The following is an 18,911-nucleotide window of genomic DNA, read 5'->3' as shown; positions in this document are numbered from 1 at the left end:
TGCGTTCAGCTTCCAACGGTTCAATTTTCCAGCAACCGCTTCTCGTAGACGGTACTGATTCCGCTACCATCCCAAACATAGCACAGATGCCGTTCCTGCCGACAATTCGACAACCGCCGGGGCCGGAACACAGCGGCACATTCTCCGCCGGGATTGCGGACGCTTTCATAGACAATCCCGTCCGACCCGGCATCGCGCAAGGTCCGCGCGGTTTCCTGAGACACGGCATAGCTGCTCGGATGGTACAGAGCTGGCAGCGCCTCCCGTTGCCCACGGATGTCGTGAAGGTTCGCGGCGAGATCGACGGCATAAACCCGCATGTCGAGTTCCTGCGCCGGTTCGTCGGTAGCCTCGAGGAAATGCGTGCGGTGATGCCTGGTTTCGGCAATTGCGGTTGCCAGTGTCATTCCAGCATAAAAGACGCCGTAGCTGCCGTCGGTGAAGCGGTCGCCGACCGGATTGAGGTGGGTGAACGCCGCCATGATCGGCGAGGAACCGGGGCCTGAAACTCGGTCCTCAGGCGGCACGAGCGACAGCTCGCCTGCCTCGTCGCGCAGGCGGTCATTGGTCATCGCCTCGATGGCATAGACCGCTTCAAGATCGGCAGGATCGGCAACTGCCTCGAACAGCGAGATCGGCGGAAATCGGCTCGGGATGATGCGGTAGCAGGGTGTCCAGCGGACTTCAGACGTGGGAATGTCCACGGGTCAGCCGCGCTGCCCGTCAACATACTGACGCACGACATAGAGGTCGGCGACATTGCCCGACATCATCCGTTCGAGCGCCGAGGCGCCGCCGAAAACCTGCGCCTTGTTGGGTTTGCGCACCCAATCATCGGCCGTCTTGGGCAGCAGGATGTGCAGGCCCTTGTAGATACCCATGACATAGGAAATCCGTTCCAGCGCATCCTTGGGCAGCGCCGCGACCACGCCGCGCTTCCATGACTGGAAGGTCGAGCGGCTCTCCAGGCCGAGCAAACGCATTTGCTCCTGCTCTTTCAGGCCCCAGGCATCGGCAATGCGGAAGAACGTCCGCAGGGCTGGCCCCGTCAGATCCTTGCGATCAAGTCCCTTTGCAGGCGCTTTGGCTGCAGCTTGGATACCCATATCGACACGTCCCTTCATGGCTTCATATGCTCATATTCTGCACAAAAGTCAATATGAGAGCTGATATTGCACATTTCTACCTGTGTGCTTCAGCGAGAGCCCTCTGCTGTTGCCCGTCCGCTATCCACGGCGACGACGCTTCTCGATCAGCCATTGGCTGCATGTGAGGGATGATTGCTGCTGCGCTTCATGCAATGATCCGGAGGAGAGGAAGCCTCCCACTTTTGGACGATGAAAACGGCGATTGCCCACTGACATTCGTTCTCGGGCGGAGCGAAAACCACCCCTCCTTGTCGCCTGTCTGCGGGTCTCGTCACGCCTAATGCCGTCAACCCCGTGCGGGGTTCGCCCTTCGCTGACGCTGCGGTGACGGCGGCTCCCGGCCCCTTCTTTTGGCGCCATCGGGGATGGTCCCCGACCACCTTTAGGAGAAACGACATGGCTACCATCGCAAACCTCACCGTGAAGTCCGACGACAGCTTCGAAGGCAACCTCGCAACGCTGACCGTCTCCGCGCCGATCGCCATCATCCCCAACAACCGCAAGACCAAGGACAGCGAACCCGACTATCGCATCGTCAGCCGCAAGAACGGTTTCGAACTGGGCGCAGGCTGGAAGCGCTTCTCGCAGAACACCGGCGCCGAATATGTCTCGGTCTCGCTCTCGGCTCCTGAATTCGGCACCATCTATGGCAACATCGCCAACGCGCCGGGTGATGACCCTTCGAAGAAGGTCATCATCTGGAATCCGCCGAGCTAAGGCGCCAGCGTCGGCCCCGCCTTCGGGCGGGGCCACTTCTGTCTGGGCGTGATTCGTTTAGTGAGAGGTCATCCAACGCAGGCGATGTTAAGCCTTGGCTGACACCAGCCAAGCCTTGCCCTGCATCATCACCCCTTGGTTCGGCACATGGTGCTTTGCGAACAATTCCAGCAATTCGCCTTCCGCCGCAGCTCGGACATCTGTTCCTTGCTCGTCCAGCGCTTTGCCAACGGCCATGGAGGACAACACGAAACTTACCGCTTCTTGCGCCGTTGCTCCAACGCCGCCAACCGGTTGCTGCCCTGTATAGGCCATGATGTCGGGACAGGAAAAACCACCAGCCGTAAGAACCTCGTTCAGATACTCCAGATCCTCGAATGCAAAGGGTCCTGGCGCGCGCGGAATAGCAGGTGGAATATCGACATGTCTGCGGACAACGCCCATCATTTCCATCATCCACAAATTGTCGCGCGGCGGAGCCCAAACTGCGAGATCGATCCGCGCATCGGGCCGCAAAAGGCTGCGCAGGTTTGCAAAAGCCTGATGCGGCTTGGCAAAGAACATGCTGCCGAATCGCGAAAAGAGACGATCGAACGGCGCATCGGGCAATTGGACGCTTCCGGCATCAGCGCAGATGAAACGGATATTGCCAACACCTGCATCGCTCGCCCGCTTCGTTGACGACACGGTGAGATCAGGCGAAATATCAATGCCCAACACCTCACCACCGGGAGCCACCGCATTTGCAATGGCAATGGTTGTGCCGCCACCGCCGCAGCCAATATCCAGCACACGCTCACCAGGCTGAAAATCAGCGCGGGCTAGTAGAGCTGCACCTATGGGTGCGATCATCCCTTCAAACCGCGCAAGATTGGCTAGCCACTTGGTGCCCATTTCCCCGGCCCAATCTTCACCCTTGATCGTGCTGGTTTTATCACCCGACTGTTCCGTCATGCCGTTTCCCTCTCACAAGATTGCAGAACCATAGGTCAGAATCCGCCATAAAAGATAGTGACTAATTACTCACAAAAGCGCAAGGTGGCCAGATGCCCCGCACCAAACTCTCTGCCGATGCACGCCGTGCCGCCACTGTTGAAACGGTGATTGGCTTGGCTGCAGCCACCAATCCGGCGGACATTACGACTGCGCAGATTGCAGCACAGATGGGCGTAACGCAGGGCGCACTTTTCCGCCATTTTGCCGACAAGCAAGCGATCTGGGCGGCAGTGATGGACTGGACCGCCGCCACGCTGCTCGCGCGCTTTGATGCCGTTACAGAGGTGACGCCAATTGAACGGCTGCGTGCCATGTTTACCACGCATATCGATTTCGTCGTGACCCACCCCGGCGTGCCCCGCATATTGTTTGGCGAATTGCAGCGGGATGGCGACGCGCAGGGCAAGATGTGCGTGCGCGCACTGATGGCCGCGTATCGCGAACGTGTGACGAACCTACTGACTGAAGCAAAAGCGCAATCGCGGATCGCCGAAGGAGTCGACATCTCCGCTGCGTCAACAATGTTCCTTGGCATGGTGCAAGGGCTGGCAATGCAGGCGATGGCAGCCAGTGATTTCACCACGATGCCCACCGTTTCGGGGAGGCTATTCGACCTCTATCTTGATGGACTGGGAATGGCCAAATGACTTTGCCATTCACCATGAGCCGCCGCGGCTGGACATTGCTGGCCGTGTTGGTTCCACTGCTTTTGCTCTTTGCCTGGGTGGCATTCCGCTCTGGCCCGCTTGCCCCGGTTAATGTGACGATCGCGCAAGTAGAGGAGCGCAGCATTTCCCCAGCCATGTTCGGCATCGGCACCGTCGAAGCGCGTTACACGCAGAAGGTCGGGCCGACCGCTGCGGGCCGGGTGACAATGGTCGCCGTGGATGTGGGCGACATAGTCGTCGCAGGGCAATTGCTGGCGCAAATCGATCCCATCGACCTCGACCAGCGCATTGATGCAGCGGCTGGCGGGACTGCGCGGTCAGCCGCGCTGGAACAGGCCGCAGTAGCTCAGATTGCGGATGCGAACGCCCGGGTGGTTCTCGCTCGATCCGTGGCCGCACGGACGGAAGAGTTGAAACGGGGTGGCTGGGTCACCGATGCGATGGTTGATCAACGCCGTCAGGAACTGGCCGCTGCGCAGGCAGGAGTTGCGGCGGCGCAGGCCAATCGCAATGCTGCTACAATGGATCGGGGACGTCTGGGCGCTGAACGATCGGCGTTGGTTGAGCAACGTGCCAACCTGCGCCTTGTCGCACCGCACGCCGGGTTGGTGGTGCGCAGAGCTGTGGAACCCGGCACAACCGTAGTGGCCGGTCAGGCTGTGATTGAGATTATCGATCCATCGCAATTGTGGATCAATGTACGCTTCGACCAGACCCAGTCGGCTGGTCTGGCAGCGGGCCAGCAGGTGCGGATTGCTTTGCGATCGAGGCCGGATGCCCCCCTTTCCGGCATAATCGAACGCGTTGAACCGATGGCAGATGCGTTGACTGAGGAAGTGCTGGCCAAGGCACGGTTCACTATAACCGGCGGATTGCCCGCAATCGGTGAATTGGCCGAGGTAACCGTGGCCCTGCCGGCACAGGCACGATCACTGGCCATTCCCAATGCAGCTGTACACCGGATTGATGGACAGGTTGGCGTTTGGGTGGTCCGTGACGGCGATCTTGTCTTCGCGCCCGTCAGGCTGGGCGCTCAGGATCTGGAAGGCTGGGTGCAGGTGCTGCATGGCCTCACCCGGGGCGAGGACATAGTAATTCACAGCGCGCGGGCGCTATCGGCTAGCAGCCGATTCAGCATTGTCGACGCATTGCCATGATCAGCCTGGCGGGGCGCGATATCCTGCATGGCTGGGGCAAATTCGTTCTTACCGGTGTAGGACTGGGTTTGTTGATCGGCGTCACCCTGTCGATGGCGGGCGTCTATCGCGGCATGGTCGATGATGCGCAGGCCTTGCTGGACAATAGCCGAGCCGACCTGTGGGTCGTGCAGAAGGACACGCTCGGTCCCTATGCCGAACCGTCCAGCCTGACCGAAGACAGCGAACGCCCGATCCAGGCGATGCGCGGTGTCGCGCAAGCCGCGGGCGTAACTTACCTCACCATGCAGATTGCGCACGGTGACAAGGATGTGCGGGTAATGGTCGTCGGGGCGGAAATGGGCGAGCCGGGACTGCCCGGACAGCCCACCCATTTGATCTCCGGACGCCAGATCGTGCGTGGCCACTATGAAGCTGTGGCCGATGTGAAGACCGGCTTCGCGATTGGTGATCGCGTCAAAGTGCGCCGCAACTTCTACACCATCGTCGGGCTGACCAGCCGAATGGTGTCATCGGGCGGCGACCCGATGTTGTTCCTGTCGCTGAAGGACGCCCAGGCCGCCCAGTTCCAGAAGGACAGCGATGCCATTGTCCGTCAGAGGGCGCGCACGGATGCCAATCCCCAACTGAATCCACCGGGCAATCCGGCGGTGGCCCAGGCCGTGGCCGCCATCCAATCAGGCAATAGCAACGTCAACGCCATTCTGGTCACCATCACGCCGGATGCCGATCCCGATGAAGTCGCCGCCGCCATCCGCCGCTGGCAACGCCTGACGGTTTATACCCGAGCTCAGATGGAAGAAATCTTGGTTCAGAAACTGATTGCCAACTCGGCCCGGCAGATCGCAATGTTTCTGGTCATCCTTTCGATTGTGAGTGCTGCTATCGTAGCGTTCATCATCTACACCATGACCATCGGCAAGATCCGCGAAATTGCGGTGCTGAAACTGATCGGCACGCGCAATCGCACGATCTCGTGGATGATCCTGCAACAGGCGCTGGGCTTGGGACTGATCGGCTTCATCGTCGGCAAGATTGCCGCCAGCCTGTGGGCGCCCTTCTTCCCTAAATATGTTCTGCTGCTGCCATCGGACTCGATTCTGGGCTTCGTGGCGGTGATGCTGATCTGCACAGTGGCCAGCTTTCTGGCCATCCAGGCTGCGATCAAGGTGGATCCGGCGGAGGCGATCGGTGGCTGAGGGCATCATCCTTGAGAATGTCGTTAAGACCTATGGCAGCGGCGACACGGCGGTTCATGCCCTGCGCGGCGTCGATATGGCCGTGGCCAAGGGCGAAGTTATCGGGCTGATCGGGCCATCAGGCTCTGGTAAGAGTACATTGCTCAAATGCCTTGGCGCAGTGATCGAACCGACGTCAGGCAAGATGACGATTGGCAATCAGTGTATTTATGACAATGGCTGGAAGGTTCGCGATCTGCGCGCGCTGCGCCGCGATATGATCGGCTTCATTTTTCAGGCCCCCTATCTGATCCCGTTCCTCGATGTGACCGACAATGTCGCGCTGCTGCCGATGCTAGCCGGAAAGCCGAATGCAGAGGCTCGAAAGATGGCGCGCGATCTGCTTGATGCGCTTGATGTCGGCCACCGCGCCGCCGCCATGCCCTCACAGCTATCGGGAGGGGAGCAGCAGCGCGTGGCCATAGCCCGCGCCCTGATCAATCGTCCGCCAGTGATCCTCGCCGATGAACCCACCGCGCCACTGGATGGCCAACGCGCGCTAGCCGTGGTTGGTCTGCTCAATGACATGGCCCGGCAGTTCGATACCGCGATCATCATCGTCACTCATGATGAAAAAATCATCCCAACCTTCAAGCGGTTGTACAATATTCGCGATGGCAAGACGGTCGAGGAGACACCGGGCCATCATGCGCCAGAGCCATCGGTTGCCTCATGACTGACCGTTACAACCCGCAGGGCAGGAACTAAGGGCCACCGCCAATTAACGACCTGCGCGCCCTCACTATCAAGCGGCGATCATGAGTGCGGTGCAGCGCTCGCTGGTAAGAGCCAATACCTGGCCTTGGACGGCAGCGGCACCCTCGGCCTCCGCCGCGAAAGCCGGTAGCCGGACGGTTCCGACGGCTTGTGCGAGGCTGCCGGTCAATTCGGCAATGGCCGTTTCCGCATCACCTTGGGGCAGGCCGATCGTGCGTGCCAGCGTCATGAAATCCCCGCGCGTCAGCCGATCATCCTTGCCATTGAGCTTGAGCGCCATGCGATCGCCGCCAAGACCCGGGAATACGCGCGTCGTGACAGCATCGTACAGCGGAGCGAAGCGAACCGAGGTGAAAGCCTTGGCATCCGTGTCGGCGATTTTGAGCAGCGCGAGATTTTTAAGGTGCATGTCGCCATCGGCAATCAGCCAGGCGAAAACCGCACGACGGAACAGGATATCGAGATCCGCCGCAGGGTCACTCGACAGCGGCCGCAGTCCCCGCGCCATCCGCTCGATCGTCCCGTCATATTTGGCCGAGGCAGGAAGATCGAGGATCGAGCAGAAATCCTCAAGCGCGATCCGCCTCTGATCATCCGGCTCCAGGCGGATGTCGAACCGCTCCACAATGAGCGCGGGAGCCATGCCATCGGGCATCATCGTCAGGGCGACATCAGGCGCGGCAAAGCCTGCAGCGCGGCCAAGTTCAAGGCAGAGCCATTCCACGATCGGCAACATCTTGAAGCCAGCGGTGCCTGCCGGCTTGAGGATATGGGTAAATGGCAGATCGATGGCCGGAAGGAGTGTGCCATCGGGTGCCAGATGCATCGGCGCCTTGATCTGAACGCCCGACAAGCGCGGTGTTTCCGCGCGCGCGAATATGCGTGCGAGATTCTGCTCGAAACTCTCCTCGATGGCGCCGCGCGCCGGGCCATCATAGCGGCCGATGAAACGGCCTGCCTCGACAAAGCCGCTCAGCCTCGTCGTGAGAATGTCAGCCGGTAATGCCGTCAGATCGTCGCGCGCCTCCACCACGGTGATGTTCGACATATAACGCCGTCCACGCTTCAAAGCTTCGCGCTCGTCCCGCTCGTGAAGCACCTTTGCGAGCCAGCCTTCCGGCAGGAGGGATTCGACAAAAGCCGGAAGTTTGCCGGGCGTTGTCTCCCGGATGAGCGTCGGCCCTGAGCGCCGGGCTGGCTTCCAGCGCCACTCAAAACCGTCATGGGCGAGGTTCCCGAGCGGCTCGCCATGCCAGGCGATAATCAGATCCAGCGCTGCCTTGTTGACGGGCGCTTTAGCCGTACCCGGCTGCGCCATAAGGAAGCGTTCAGCGGCTTCGCCTTCGCGATACCAGCCATTTTCGCGGGCCAGTGCCCAGATTGCATCGGCGGCTTCCTTGGGCGTGCCGTGCTCCTCGACGAGACGCGCACCCAGTTGGACGCGCATCTCGGCGGTGACGGCGCTGGCATGTTCGCTGCGCAGCCGAAATGCTTCCAGAAAGCGTTGCCGCGGGGAGGATGCATGAATGCGCAGCTCGCCCTGATCATCACCAACCACCGCTGATGCGGTCGAAGGGTGCTTCGGCGCTTCGTTCTGGACGATCTCCAGGCTGCGCAGCCGCGTGCGTTGGTTGCGTTTTCCGCTTATAAACAGCCTGCCATCGGGTGTCGGAGCAAGCAGGACCGCGCTCGCCGACGACAGATAGGCATTGGGATAGAGATACTGTGCGATGCGGATCGCGTGGCCCATTATGGCAGCGTCCGCATCGACATCTTGATCGACATATATGCCCCGCACGAGCTGGACGAGCTCGCCCGCTTGCGCGCGCTGGTGCGCGCGCTTGGCATCGATCGTTTCGCCGACCAGATGGACTGTCATAGGATTATCTCGCACTTCAGATGCGCGTTAATCCCACGGATGGATGCGATATGCAAGAATTATTTCGCATCTCACATGCGCGTTAATTCTGAAGGCTGGCGTGGAGAACGCCAATAGGCCCCGGGCGTTGGCGAACGTGTTGGGCCATCAACCCGCTTGACCAAACCGCGATCAAGCAAGATATGTAGACGCAATATGACCGGCACCTCTGCACAGCGATGTGTACGTGTCGGTTCTTTTTTGAGCTGCCTGGCAAGGCCGATAGTGGTCACGCCTCTCAGCCTTGCACAATTCCGATATCAGCCGTCGGCACAGTCTTGTCCACGGAGCGGGCACCTGTCCGCCGTCCTGGGACCAAGGACATGCTGGAGCCAAACAGACACGTCAGGCCAAGGCACTGGAACTGCGCCCCTTTTTCGTGAAGTTGACCTTCTTGTCAACCGGCGTCAGTGATGTGTGACCACTATCCCTCCCACCAATCCTGCGCAAATTGCGAAGGGTTTCCAGCTCTCCTGGGTGGCGATCGAGAATCTCGATCAAGCCCACCGCAGCCTCGCTTGGCGGTGTCGCACCACTCTCATATTTTTGAAAAGCACGCCGTCCGCCGCCAATGATCCTACCCGCCTCCTCTTGAGTGAGACCAAGCTTCTTGCGCACGGCTTTGACCCGTGCGGCATAGGCCGCTCGCAACTCGAGATAGGCTTGATCTATCGCTTGAAGTTCAGCGCCCGAATGGATGGAATCGCCATCGCCTTCAGGATACCAGCCCGGCACCTCCACTTCGCGTGACAACGAGCCAACGCTCAGCGTTTGCATCCGCGCGTCACGGCGAAGCACATCACCGGTCTTGGGATGAATCCGAGTCTGACCCATCTTCAAACCTCCTTGCCCGATGTTGATCGAATATCGTTCAGCATCTCGCCGGCAAACCCCAGCGCGAGATGCTCTCTCTGGCTTCTGCCAATACACCTTTAAGGTTAAATTTCAACTGCCGCCGTTTGTCTGACTGGGCGCAAAGATGCAGCGCCTTCGGCAAGCAGGCGGGCGATCTCGTCTGACGTTTTGCGCACCGCTAGCTTCAGCGCTTCATCGATATGGATGTAGTCCTGCGTCACGTTCTGCGAAGCATGCCCGAGCATGGCCCGTATCGTCAGTTCCGTGAATCCGAGTTCGCCCGCGATGCTGCCGAAAGTGTGGCGAAGGGTATGAAGTGTTGCGCCCTCAATTCCCGCCCACTGGCAAACTCTCCGGAAACAGGCTGGTGCAGCCTGGTATGCGCCAGCGCCTGTCATTGATGGGAACACGTAGGGGTTACCAACGATCTCTGGTTGAGCGAGCACGACCTTCAGTGCTTCCGGTCCGATCGAGCGGACCTGTGCATCGGTTTTGGTATCCGGGAAGGAGACAAACCCGCCTTCCGCATGCACCCAGGCGCGCTTCATCGACTGCGCCTCTTCCCGTCTGTATCCTGTCAGCGCAAGTGTCCGCACCACTGCAAGTGCTGTCGGATTTTCGCCGTTACGCTCGGCATAGGCGATGGCTTTACCGAACGCGACGAGTTCGGCAGTGCTAAGCCGCCTCGTCTTCTTGTTGATTGCGAGTTTCTTGGCTCCTCTGGTTGGGTGCTCCGCAATCAGCCCTTTGTGCTTGGCGTGACCCAAAATGGCTTGCAGCGACCCGAGGCATCGCGACGCGACGCCAGGTCCGCCAGCGGGCCGCCCACCACGGCCCTTACCTCGAGCCTTCGCAGTTTTACCGTCTCGGACATCAGCCTGCATCTGCTCGACATCCGCGATTGTCAGCCTTTTCGCCATGCGATGGCCAAGAATCGGTTTGATGTGAGTGTTGATCCTGCTCTCATCCATCGCGAGCGAGGAGGCCTTGATTGGACGGTTCTTGCGGCCAAGAATGTTGCCGGCGCGGGCTTCAACCAGATACCAGTCACAGATCTCGGCGACCGTCATGCCACTGCGGGCCTGATGAATTGCCTCTGCTGGGTCCTGACCACCAGCAACTTCGCCAAGCTTGATCTTCGCCAGATCCCGAGCTTGCTCGGTCGTGATGACACCGTAGCGGCCGAGATTGATGCGCCGCTTGATCCCTTCGATGTTGCGGTACTGAACAATGAAGGTCTTGAGCCCCGACGGAAGCGCCCGCAAGCCGAAACCCCGAATCTCGCTGTCCCACAGGACGGCCTGTTTATCTTTAGGCGGCGCGAATGCGTCCACATTGCGCTTGTTCAACTTCGCTGTCGGCATGTTTGACCCTCCATTTGGAGACAAAGATTTCAGAGGGGTGCTTTGTCTCCATTTTGTCTCCAGATTTAAGCGTTTCAAGGGTATTATGGGCGGAGACAATCGTAAAGAGGAACATCATAACCATATGATTTAGAGTAGATAATCGTACTTGGGAAAGTTTGGGAAAAGTGGCCGAAATATTTTGCCAAGGTTGGGGTCGAGGGTTCGAATCCCTTCGCCCGCTCCAGAAATCATCGAATAATCAGTGATTTCTGGAGCGACTGCGCTGAGTGTTCCTCTATCTCTACTGGTTAACCTGTCTGAATAGCCAGGCGCGGCATGTTGCCCGTCTGTTTTTCGGCGACCGGGATTGACGCAGCTCCGGCATCGGTATCTGGCGCGCAAAGACGCTTATCGGTCAATTTGACGCTCGGGCGCTTTCGAAGAGCGCAGGGCGATTATGGGTAAGAACGCGCGACAGCGTTTCTCGGCTGGCCGCGCATTCCCTATACCCGATGGGGCAAAACCCGCCGTCGCGGCACACCTGCCACAACGACGGGGGATGCTTCAGGGAGACCGCCGCTACGAGCGTTACGGGAACCTTCCCACCGCAAAGGCTTCATGGCGAAACCGACGCCATGCGCAGTTCTTCCCTCGGCGGGCTGAAAGCGTCCGGCCCGCGCCGGTTATGCGACTTGCTTGAGGTGGTTCGGCGCAGAACCCTTCAGGCGCGGTTCGATGAAGCTGGCATACCAGTCGACAAACTGTACCACGCCGCCTTCATGCAGGGCCGAATAGGGGCCAGGCTCATAGGCGGGCGAACGGATGCCGAAGGCATTTTCCTCTACGATGCGGCGGTCCTGATCGTTGGTTTGCTTCCAGACATGGGTCAGTTCGTCCAGATCATAGTCCACGCCTTCCACCGCGTCCTTGTGCACCAGCCATTTGGTCGTGACCGCGGTTTCATTGGGCCCGATCGGAATGACGCGGAACGTGACCGCATGGTCGATCAACACATGATTCCAGGTCGACGGATAGTTGAACAGCATCAGCGCACCGATTTTTTCCGCCGTCACGGCATCGGACAGGGGGCGTCGTACCGCCCGCTTGCCCGACATGGTGTAGCTTTCCGCATCGCGCAGCAGTGGAGCGCGGATCGCGCGGAACTGGCCACTGTCATGGATCTGGAACTGCGCGGGCAGGCCTGCGGCTTCGCACCGCGCCCAATGTCCCGCCATTTCCGGATCTTCGCCGCCCCCGCTGACGCCAGTCACATTGGGCGATTCCGAATAGGTCTTGCACAATTCTGGATGGCTGCCAGCGCAATGATAGCATTCGCGATTATTTTCCCAGACCAGCTTCCAATTGCCTTTCTCGATGATCGTCGATTCATGGGCAACCTTTGCTTCCGACAAATTGTGCGGGGTGAAATAGGGTGACATGAGATCGCGGAAGGGCTTGAAGTCGGCCGGCTCTGCCGCCAGGCAGATAAAGATATAACCGGCGACGCTTTCGCAGGCGACGGGCTTCAATGCATGGTCTGAAGGGTCAAAATCATCGCCCATCTGGCGGGCGAAGGCCAGTTTGCCGTCCAGATTGTAGGTCCACTGATGATAGGGGCAAACCAGCTTTGGCGCCGTCCCCTTTGGCTGGTTGCAGACCCGGCTACCGCGATGGCGGCAACTGTTATGGAACGCGCGAATCCCGCCATCCTTGTCGCGCAGGACGACGATCGGATAGGCGCCGACCTGGAGTGTGAAATAGCTGCCCGTTTTGGGAAGTTCACAATCATGCCCCGCAAACAACCAGTCACGATACCAGATGAGCTCCATGTCCAGGTCGAAAAACTGCTGATCGACATAGAAGGGCTGGGGAAGCGAGTATTGGGGCTTGCGGCCCTGGATAAGGCTGAGCATCTCGTCACGCGCGGTCATATCGCTTCCTTCCCCACTATTTCAGATCCTGCCGATTGGTGATGACATTTTCTCACACAGTACGGCAATGTTGCTTACATTCTCTGGGTTGATGGTGCTCAACCCCGATCGGAACGGCCGTTTATCCCGGCCTGTACTGATCCCCCTGACAGATTCAGGCTATCGCGCCACATCGTCCATTCCATAGGACGGATGCGACATTTTTCTACCGATCCGCGACATGGCCAGCGGCCGGTATCGAAGCGCAAATAGCCCATCCTGTCATGCGAACGGCCAACGCACTTCGACCTCCACATAATCGAGGACGCCACGGATGGGCGCATTGGGTTTCCTGATCGTCACCTGCGCCGCCTCGACCTGCGTGAAGCGGTGGCACAGCGCCTTGGCCATGTCGAGCGCCAGCGCCTCGATCAGGAAGCGGCGCTGGCCTGAGACGATCTGTTCGATAGCGGCGAACACGGCCCCATAATCTATCGTGCCGCGAATATCGTCATTTTCCAGGCTCTGGAGCGCGTTGACGTGCAACTCCACATCGACATGGAATCTTTGTCCCAGCGCCTTTTCCTCGTCGAACACGCCATGATTGGCGTAAAAGGCGCAGTTCTTCAGACGTATGACGTACAGGGTTTCAGATGCTCGAAGCCGGGGCGGATCATTCGCCTTCAGACATTGGGTCAACTCTAGCATCATGTCGTCCTTCGAAACCCTGCGCCAATGGAGCGGAGAAATGGCTGGCGCGGCCTTTGGCAACGTCGTGCCGCGCCATGCAGTGTCGAACCGACCGCGTCAGCTTTTCGGCTTCTTATTCTCCGGATCGTAGAGCGGCTTGTACCCGATGGAAGCGACCTCCACCGGATAGATTTCGCCGAAATATTCGACCTGAAGCTGGCGACCTTCCTGACAGTAAGACCATGGCAGATAGGCCAATGCGATATTCTTGCCGATCGTCGGGCCGTAGGCGATCGACGTCGTGTAGGAACGGCGGCCCAGTTCGTCGATCAGGGTCTCGCCTGTCTGCGGATCAAGTACCGGCAATATCCCGACCGGATAGCGTGCCACGCCCTTGTCATCGATATTGTCGGTCATGATGAGCGTGCAGAGCTTCGCGGGTTGACGTGCGCGTGCGCGATGTTCCAGATGCTTCGCTTTGCCCCGGAAGTCGGCTTCCTTGCATTTGGGGCGATTCAGGTCTGCCTCCAGCAGATTGTAATGGGTCAGCAGGTCCGCATTCTGTAGGCGCAGACTCTTTTCCAGGCGGCGCGAATTGGCATAGGTTTCGACACCCACGGCAATGACTCCGGTCGACCGCAGTGCATCCCACACCGCCAGGCCATCCTCATAGGCCATGTGGAGTTCCCAGCCTTGTTCCCCGACATAGGAAATGCGGAAGGCGGCGACATCCTTGCCCGCGATGCTGATCGGCTTGATGGAGGCGAACGGGAAATTTTCCGCCAACAGGCCATCGGGATCAGCGACCACCTTCTGCAGATTTTCGCGGGCATTGGGGCCCCAGATGCCGATGGTGATATATTTTTCCGTCACATCGGTGATCGTGACATCAAAACCCTTATCCTGCGCGACCCGGCGCATATAATTGATGTCGCGCGGCCCGGCATCCGCGCCGTTGATCAGGCGGCCGCGGTCCGCCATGCGGATCACGGTAAAGTCGGCGCGCACATTGCCTTCGTCGTCCAGGAAGTGGGTGTAGATGCCCTTGCCAATATTATTGTCGCCGCCGATCTTCGCCGCGCAAAGCCATTCCAGCAGCGCGACATGGTCCGGCCCTTCAATGTCCGTGATATGGAAATGCGACAGGTTGATGATGCCGCAATTTTCGCTGAGTTCCAGATGCTCGGCATTGGAAACCCGCCAGAAATGGCGATTGTCCCATTCATTTTCACGTTCGGGAATGCGATCGCCATATTTGTCGAGCAGATGTTCGTTGGCGGCATAGCCGTGCGCGCGTTCCCAGCCGCCCAGTTCCATGAAATAGCCGCCCAGTTCCTTCTCGCGTTCGTAGAAGGGCGAACGGCGGATGTTGCGGCCACCTTCGAACGGCTCGCGCGGGTGGACGGGCGGGTTGTAGATTTTGGCCGCCGTTTCCAGGCAGCGCGCCCGGATGAAGGATTCTTCCAGTTGATAGGGGTTGAAGCGGGAATAATCGATGCTGGCATGGTCGATGGCGGTGCGACCGTCGGTGATCCAGTCGGCCACGAGCTTGCCCATGCCCGGCCCATCCTTGACCCAGATACCGACCGCATACCACAGGCCACGGATTTTCTGGCTTTCGCCGATCGATGGGCCGCCGTCCGTGGTGGTCTGGAGCAGGCCGTTGAAGCTGTGGCTCTCATTATAGCCCAACTCGCCAAGGATAGGCGTCAGTTCGATCGCCCGTTCCAGCGGTTCCAGCACTTCCTCCATCTCCAGATCGCGCTGTGAAGGCGACAGGCGGGCGAACTCCTTTTCGAGCAGGTCGCGCGGATGGACGAGGCGCGGCGCCTTTTCCTCATAATAGCCCCATTCGATCTGGCCGCCCTCGGCCGTCCTGGGATCGCCGGTGTCGCGCATATAGGCTGAATTGCCCTGATCGCGCAGCAGGGGCCAGCCGATGTCCTTGCCGGTGCCTTCGAATTCCTTGTACGGGCCGAAAAAAGTCAAAGGATGGTCGACCGGATAGACCGGCAGATCCTCGCCCGCCATTTCCGCGACCAGGCGACCCCAAAGGCCGGTGCAGACGACGACATGATCGGCGCGGATTTCGCCTCGCGTGGTCTTGACGCCCCTGATGCGTCCATCCTCGACGATCAGCGAGAGAGCCGATGTATTGGCAAAGATGTTGAGCTTGCCTGCGTCCACCGCCTGATCGACCAGCTTGCCCGCGACCGTCTGCGAACGGGGGATGACGAGGCCCGCATCAGGATCCCACAGGCCGCCCTGGATCAGATCCTCCTCGATAAGGGGGAATTTTTCCTTGATCTCGGCTGGGCTGATCAGCCGCGCGCGGGTGCCAAAGGCCTTGCCTGAAGCCACCTTGCGCTTGATTTCGTCCATGCGCTGCTGGTCGCCTACGCGCGCGACCTCGATCCCGCCGATGCGGGCGTAATGACCAATTTTTTCAAAGAAATCGACCGAATAGAGGGTGGTCCAGGTCGTCAGATAATCATGGCTGGTGGCGTAGCAGAAGTCCGAAGCGTGCGCCGTCGAACCGATGTCGGTGGGGATGCCGGACTTGTCGATGCCGACAATGTCATCCCAGCCGCGTTCGACCAGATGATGGGCCACCGATGCGCCCACGATACCGCCGATACCGACGATGAGGATACGGGCCTTCTCAGGAAATGCAGACATTTTCATTCCTCTTCGTCAGGGATGGGGGGCAATGATGGATGGACGCGAATAATCGGCGCCGGTCATAGCGCCGGGTCCGCCAGGCTGTTGCGCCGATAGGCGGCCAGAAGCGTATTGTGCATCAGGGTCATGATGGTCATCGGGCCGACCCCGCCAGGCACTGGTGTAATGGCGCCCGCCGTCTTGGCGGCACTGGCGAATTCGACATCGCCGACCAGTTTCTGCTGCCCGTCGCGAATGACGCGACTGGTGCCGACGTCGATGACTGTCGCGCCCGGCTTGATCCAGTCGCCCTTGATCATGTCCGCCTGTCCCACGGCGGCGACGACGATGTCGGCCTGCGCGACCTTGGCTGCGAGGTTGGCGGTGCGGGAATGGGCAATCGTCACGGTGCAATTGCGTGCGAGCAGCAACTGCGCCATCGGCTTCCCCACCAGAATGGAACGGCCCACGACGATGGCGTCGAGACCGGAAAGCGAACCGAGCACGGATTCCAGCAGCATCAGGCATCCCAGCGGGGTGCAGGACACAAGGCCGGGCAGGCCGGAAGCGAGCAGGCCCGCGCTGACCGGATGCAGGCCGTCGACATCCTTGGCCGGGTCGATCGCCGACACCAGTTCAAGCGAATCGAGATGGCCGGGCAGGGGAAGCTGGATCAGAATGCCGTCGACGCTGTCATCGGCGTTGAGCCGTCCAACCAGCGCCAGCAATTCTTCCTGCGACACGCCTTCGTCGAGTATATGCTCAAAGCTTTCCATGCCCAGTTTGCGAGCCATCCGGCCCTTGCTGCGGACATAGATTTCGCTGGCGGGGTCGGTGCCAACCAGAACGACGGCCAGACCCGGACGCCGACCCGTCTGTTCCGCAAAATGCGGGATGGATTGGGAAATCTTCGCGCCCAATCCTTCCGCGAATGCCTTTCCGTCAATGATCTTCGTCATCGATTATGTTCCCTGCTGATCAACGCTCTTGCTCGGCCCGGCGAGCATCTTCAGGGGGTGAAGACCACCGTTCGGTGGCTGTTGAGCATCACGCGCCCTTCGAGATGATATTTGACCGCCCGCGCCAGTACCCGCGATTCGATGTCGCGACCCGTGGCGACGAAATCCTCGCTGGTCAGGCTGTGGCTGACGCGCTGGGTTTCCTGTTCGATGATCGGCCCTTCATCCAGGTCCGGCGTCACATAATGCGCCGTCGCACCGATCAGCTTGACGCCGCGCTCATGCGCCTGATGATAGGGCTTGGCGCCCTTGAAGCTGGGCAGGAAGCTGTGGTGGATGTTGATAATCTTGCCGAACAGCTTGCTGGACAGTTCGTTGGACAGAACCTGCATGTAGCGGGCCAGCACCACCAGTTCAGCGCCGGTTTCGGACACCAGGTTAAGCAGCTTCTCTTCCTGCTCCGCCTTGTTCTCCTTGGTCACCGGCCAATGACAATAGGCTATGCCTTCGATTTCCGCTGCCGCCCGCGATGCTTCGTGATTGGACACGATCGCAACGACCTCAGCATTGAGCCAGTTTACCTTTATCTGATAAAGCAGGTGATGCATCGCATGGTCGAATTTGGATACCATGATGATGATCTTGGGGCGCTGATCGACGTCCGTTACCTTAAGGTCGAGCTTGAAACGGTCGATCGAAGGCTCCAGCGCGCGTGCAACGGCTTCGCGTGTCACTTCCGCCGGCACGGTGATGGCGATGCGCAGAAAGAAATGATCTGCCTGCCGGTCCCAGAACTGATTGGATTCCAAGATGTTCGCGCCCAGCGAAGCGATAATGGTGGTGACATTGGCAACGATGCCAGGCTGGTCGTCGCAGCTCAGCTGAATGATATAGGCTTTTTCACTCATGATTATTCCTTTTCGGAAAGGGTGTGGGGCCGCATCACAGCTGGCGCTCGAACTGGGGAACGAGGTCGAAAATGTCGCCGACGATGCCATAGTCGGCGACCTGAAAAATCGGCGCTTCTTCATCCTTGTTGATCGCGACGATCACCTTGGCGTCCTTCATGCCCGCCAGATGCTGGATCGCGCCGGAAATGCCGCAGGCGATATAGAGGTCGGGCGCGACGATCTTGCCGGTCTGCCCCACCTGCCAGTCATTGGACGCATAGCCTGCGTCGACGGCGGCACGCGATGCGCCGACCGCGGCACCCAGCCTGTCGGCCAGGGGCAGGATGATTTCAGCAAATTTCTCCTCGGAACCCAGCGCACGTCCGCCGGAAACGACGATCCGCGCCGACCCCAGTTCGGGCCGTTCGCTGCGCGCAAACCGGTTTTCGACGAACCGCGAAAGGCCCGCGTTCCCGACGCTCTCAACAATCTCGATCGGCGCGGGGGCGTCCTGCGTTCCTGTCGGCGGGAAGCTGGCGGTGCGGACGGTGATGACCGTCCTGGCATCGGTCGCCTGCACGGTCTGGATCGCGTTACCGGCGTAGATCGGTCGCTTGAACGTGTCGGCAGCAACGACTTCCACGATTTCGGAGACTTGCATCACGTCCAGAAGCGCCGCGACGCGCGGCAGGACATTCTTGCCCGTGGTGGTCGCCGGAGCGATCACGACGTCATATTCCGCGCCCAGCGATACGAGCAGCGCGGCGGTGGGTTCTGCCAGCCGATGTTCCAGAGCGTCGCATTCCGCGAGCAGCACCCGGCGCACGCCATCAAGACGAGCTGCCTGTTGCGCGACCGCCTGGGCTCCCTTCCCGGCCACCACTATGTCGATGTCCCCGCCGATCAGGGCCGCCGCCGTCAGCGCGCGTGCCGTCTGTTCGGACAGGCTGATATTGTCATGTTCGGCGAAAAGAAGAATGGTCATGGAGGTTGCTCCAACCCGGATTAAAGGACGCAGGCTTCGTTCTTGAGCTTTTCGGC

17 protein-coding genes are annotated in these 18,911 nt (G+C 59.8%); 5 read left to right on the top strand and 12 right to left on the bottom strand.

Translation table 11 applies throughout. The features are described from left to right. Positions 1–20 precede the first annotated feature (20 nt). Positions 21–704, bottom strand: a complete 684-nt coding sequence (locus SX1_RS17420) for an RES family NAD+ phosphorylase (protein ID WP_019054031.1) — start codon at positions 702–704, stop codon at positions 21–23. Positions 705–707: 3 nt separating this feature from the next. Beyond that, positions 708–1,106 (bottom strand): antitoxin Xre-like helix-turn-helix domain-containing protein, encoded by a 399-nt coding sequence (locus SX1_RS17415; RefSeq protein ID WP_026149873.1) that lies wholly within the window; start codon positions 1,104–1,106, stop codon positions 708–710. 438 nt (positions 1,107–1,544) lie between these two features. Between SX1_RS17415 and SX1_RS17410 the strand changes: the two genes are divergently transcribed. Beyond that, entirely contained in the window at positions 1,545–1,865 is a 321-nt protein-coding gene (locus SX1_RS17410; protein ID WP_006966713.1) for a DUF736 domain-containing protein, read from the top strand. An 87-nt stretch (positions 1,866–1,952) separates the two neighbouring features. Here SX1_RS17410 and SX1_RS17405 read toward each other — a convergent pair whose 3' ends face one another. Continuing rightward, the gene (locus tag SX1_RS17405) at positions 1,953–2,819 is read right to left on the bottom strand and encodes a class I SAM-dependent methyltransferase (protein ID WP_019054029.1); all 867 of its coding nucleotides are present in this window, start codon (positions 2,817–2,819) and stop codon (positions 1,953–1,955) included. A 92-nt stretch (positions 2,820–2,911) separates the two neighbouring features. Between SX1_RS17405 and SX1_RS17400 the strand changes: the two genes are divergently transcribed. From SX1_RS17400 to SX1_RS17385, 4 genes are read left to right on the top strand one after another with little or no spacing between them, the layout of a single operon-like run. Then, positions 2,912–3,508: a TetR/AcrR family transcriptional regulator gene (locus SX1_RS17400; RefSeq protein WP_019054028.1), complete on the top strand. Its 597-nt coding sequence runs from the start codon at positions 2,912–2,914 to the stop codon at positions 3,506–3,508. Further along, on the top strand, positions 3,505–4,686 hold the full coding sequence (locus SX1_RS17395; RefSeq protein ID WP_019054027.1) for an efflux RND transporter periplasmic adaptor subunit: 1,182 nt from the start codon (positions 3,505–3,507) through the stop codon (positions 4,684–4,686). The genes SX1_RS17400 and SX1_RS17395 overlap by 4 nt, the downstream gene beginning before the upstream one ends. Beyond that, the gene (locus SX1_RS17390; protein WP_019054026.1) at positions 4,683–5,885 is read left to right on the top strand and encodes an ABC transporter permease; all 1,203 of its coding nucleotides are present in this window, start codon (positions 4,683–4,685) and stop codon (positions 5,883–5,885) included. Before SX1_RS17395 ends, SX1_RS17390 begins: the two co-directional genes overlap by 4 nt. Beyond that, a complete protein-coding gene (locus SX1_RS17385; RefSeq protein ID WP_019054025.1) occupies positions 5,878–6,600 on the top strand; it encodes an ABC transporter ATP-binding protein in 723 nt (240 codons plus the stop codon). Before SX1_RS17390 ends, SX1_RS17385 begins: the two co-directional genes overlap by 8 nt. Before the next feature lie 69 nt (positions 6,601–6,669). Here the strand turns inward: SX1_RS17385 and SX1_RS17380 are convergent, their stop codons facing one another. From SX1_RS17380 to SX1_RS17340, 9 genes are all read right to left on the bottom strand, one after another. Beyond that, complete coding sequence (locus tag SX1_RS17380) at positions 6,670–8,520, bottom strand: HipA domain-containing protein (protein WP_019054024.1); 1,851 nt, start codon at positions 8,518–8,520, stop codon at positions 6,670–6,672. A 384-nt stretch (positions 8,521–8,904) separates the two neighbouring features. Beyond that, the gene (locus SX1_RS17375) at positions 8,905–9,393 is read right to left on the bottom strand and encodes a type II toxin-antitoxin system MqsA family antitoxin (protein WP_026149871.1); all 489 of its coding nucleotides are present in this window, start codon (positions 9,391–9,393) and stop codon (positions 8,905–8,907) included. A gap of 104 nt (positions 9,394–9,497) precedes the next feature. Beyond that, a complete protein-coding gene (locus SX1_RS17370; protein ID WP_019054022.1) occupies positions 9,498–10,778 on the bottom strand; it encodes a tyrosine-type recombinase/integrase in 1,281 nt (426 codons plus the stop codon). 665 nt (positions 10,779–11,443) lie between these two features. Continuing rightward, on the bottom strand, positions 11,444–12,691 hold the full coding sequence (locus tag SX1_RS17365) for an aromatic ring-hydroxylating oxygenase subunit alpha (protein WP_019054021.1): 1,248 nt from the start codon (positions 12,689–12,691) through the stop codon (positions 11,444–11,446). 261 nt (positions 12,692–12,952) lie between these two features. Next, positions 12,953–13,381, bottom strand: a complete 429-nt coding sequence (gene folB, locus SX1_RS17360) for a dihydroneopterin aldolase (protein ID WP_019054020.1) — start codon at positions 13,379–13,381, stop codon at positions 12,953–12,955. Between the two features lie 96 nt (positions 13,382–13,477). Beyond that, positions 13,478–16,039: a GcvT family protein gene (locus tag SX1_RS17355; RefSeq protein ID WP_026149869.1), complete on the bottom strand. Its 2,562-nt coding sequence runs from the start codon at positions 16,037–16,039 to the stop codon at positions 13,478–13,480. A 62-nt stretch (positions 16,040–16,101) separates the two neighbouring features. Further along, positions 16,102–16,980 (bottom strand): bifunctional methylenetetrahydrofolate dehydrogenase/methenyltetrahydrofolate cyclohydrolase FolD, encoded by an 879-nt coding sequence (gene folD, locus SX1_RS17350; RefSeq protein WP_019054018.1) that lies wholly within the window; start codon positions 16,978–16,980, stop codon positions 16,102–16,104. A 50-nt stretch (positions 16,981–17,030) separates the two neighbouring features. Continuing rightward, positions 17,031–17,888 (bottom strand): formyltetrahydrofolate deformylase, encoded by an 858-nt coding sequence (gene purU / locus SX1_RS17345; protein WP_019054017.1) that lies wholly within the window; start codon positions 17,886–17,888, stop codon positions 17,031–17,033. A 34-nt stretch (positions 17,889–17,922) separates the two neighbouring features. Further along, a complete protein-coding gene (locus SX1_RS17340; protein ID WP_019054016.1) occupies positions 17,923–18,855 on the bottom strand; it encodes an electron transfer flavoprotein subunit alpha/FixB family protein in 933 nt (310 codons plus the stop codon). Between the last annotated feature and the right edge of the window lie 56 nt (positions 18,856–18,911).

It is taken from the genome of Sphingobium xenophagum NBRC 107872 (assembly GCF_000367345.1).
Lineage (GTDB): Bacteria > Pseudomonadota > Alphaproteobacteria > Sphingomonadales > Sphingomonadaceae > Sphingobium > Sphingobium xenophagum.
Note: the sequence above shows the minus strand (reverse complement) of the source record. Positions and strands in the feature narration are given on the sequence as shown.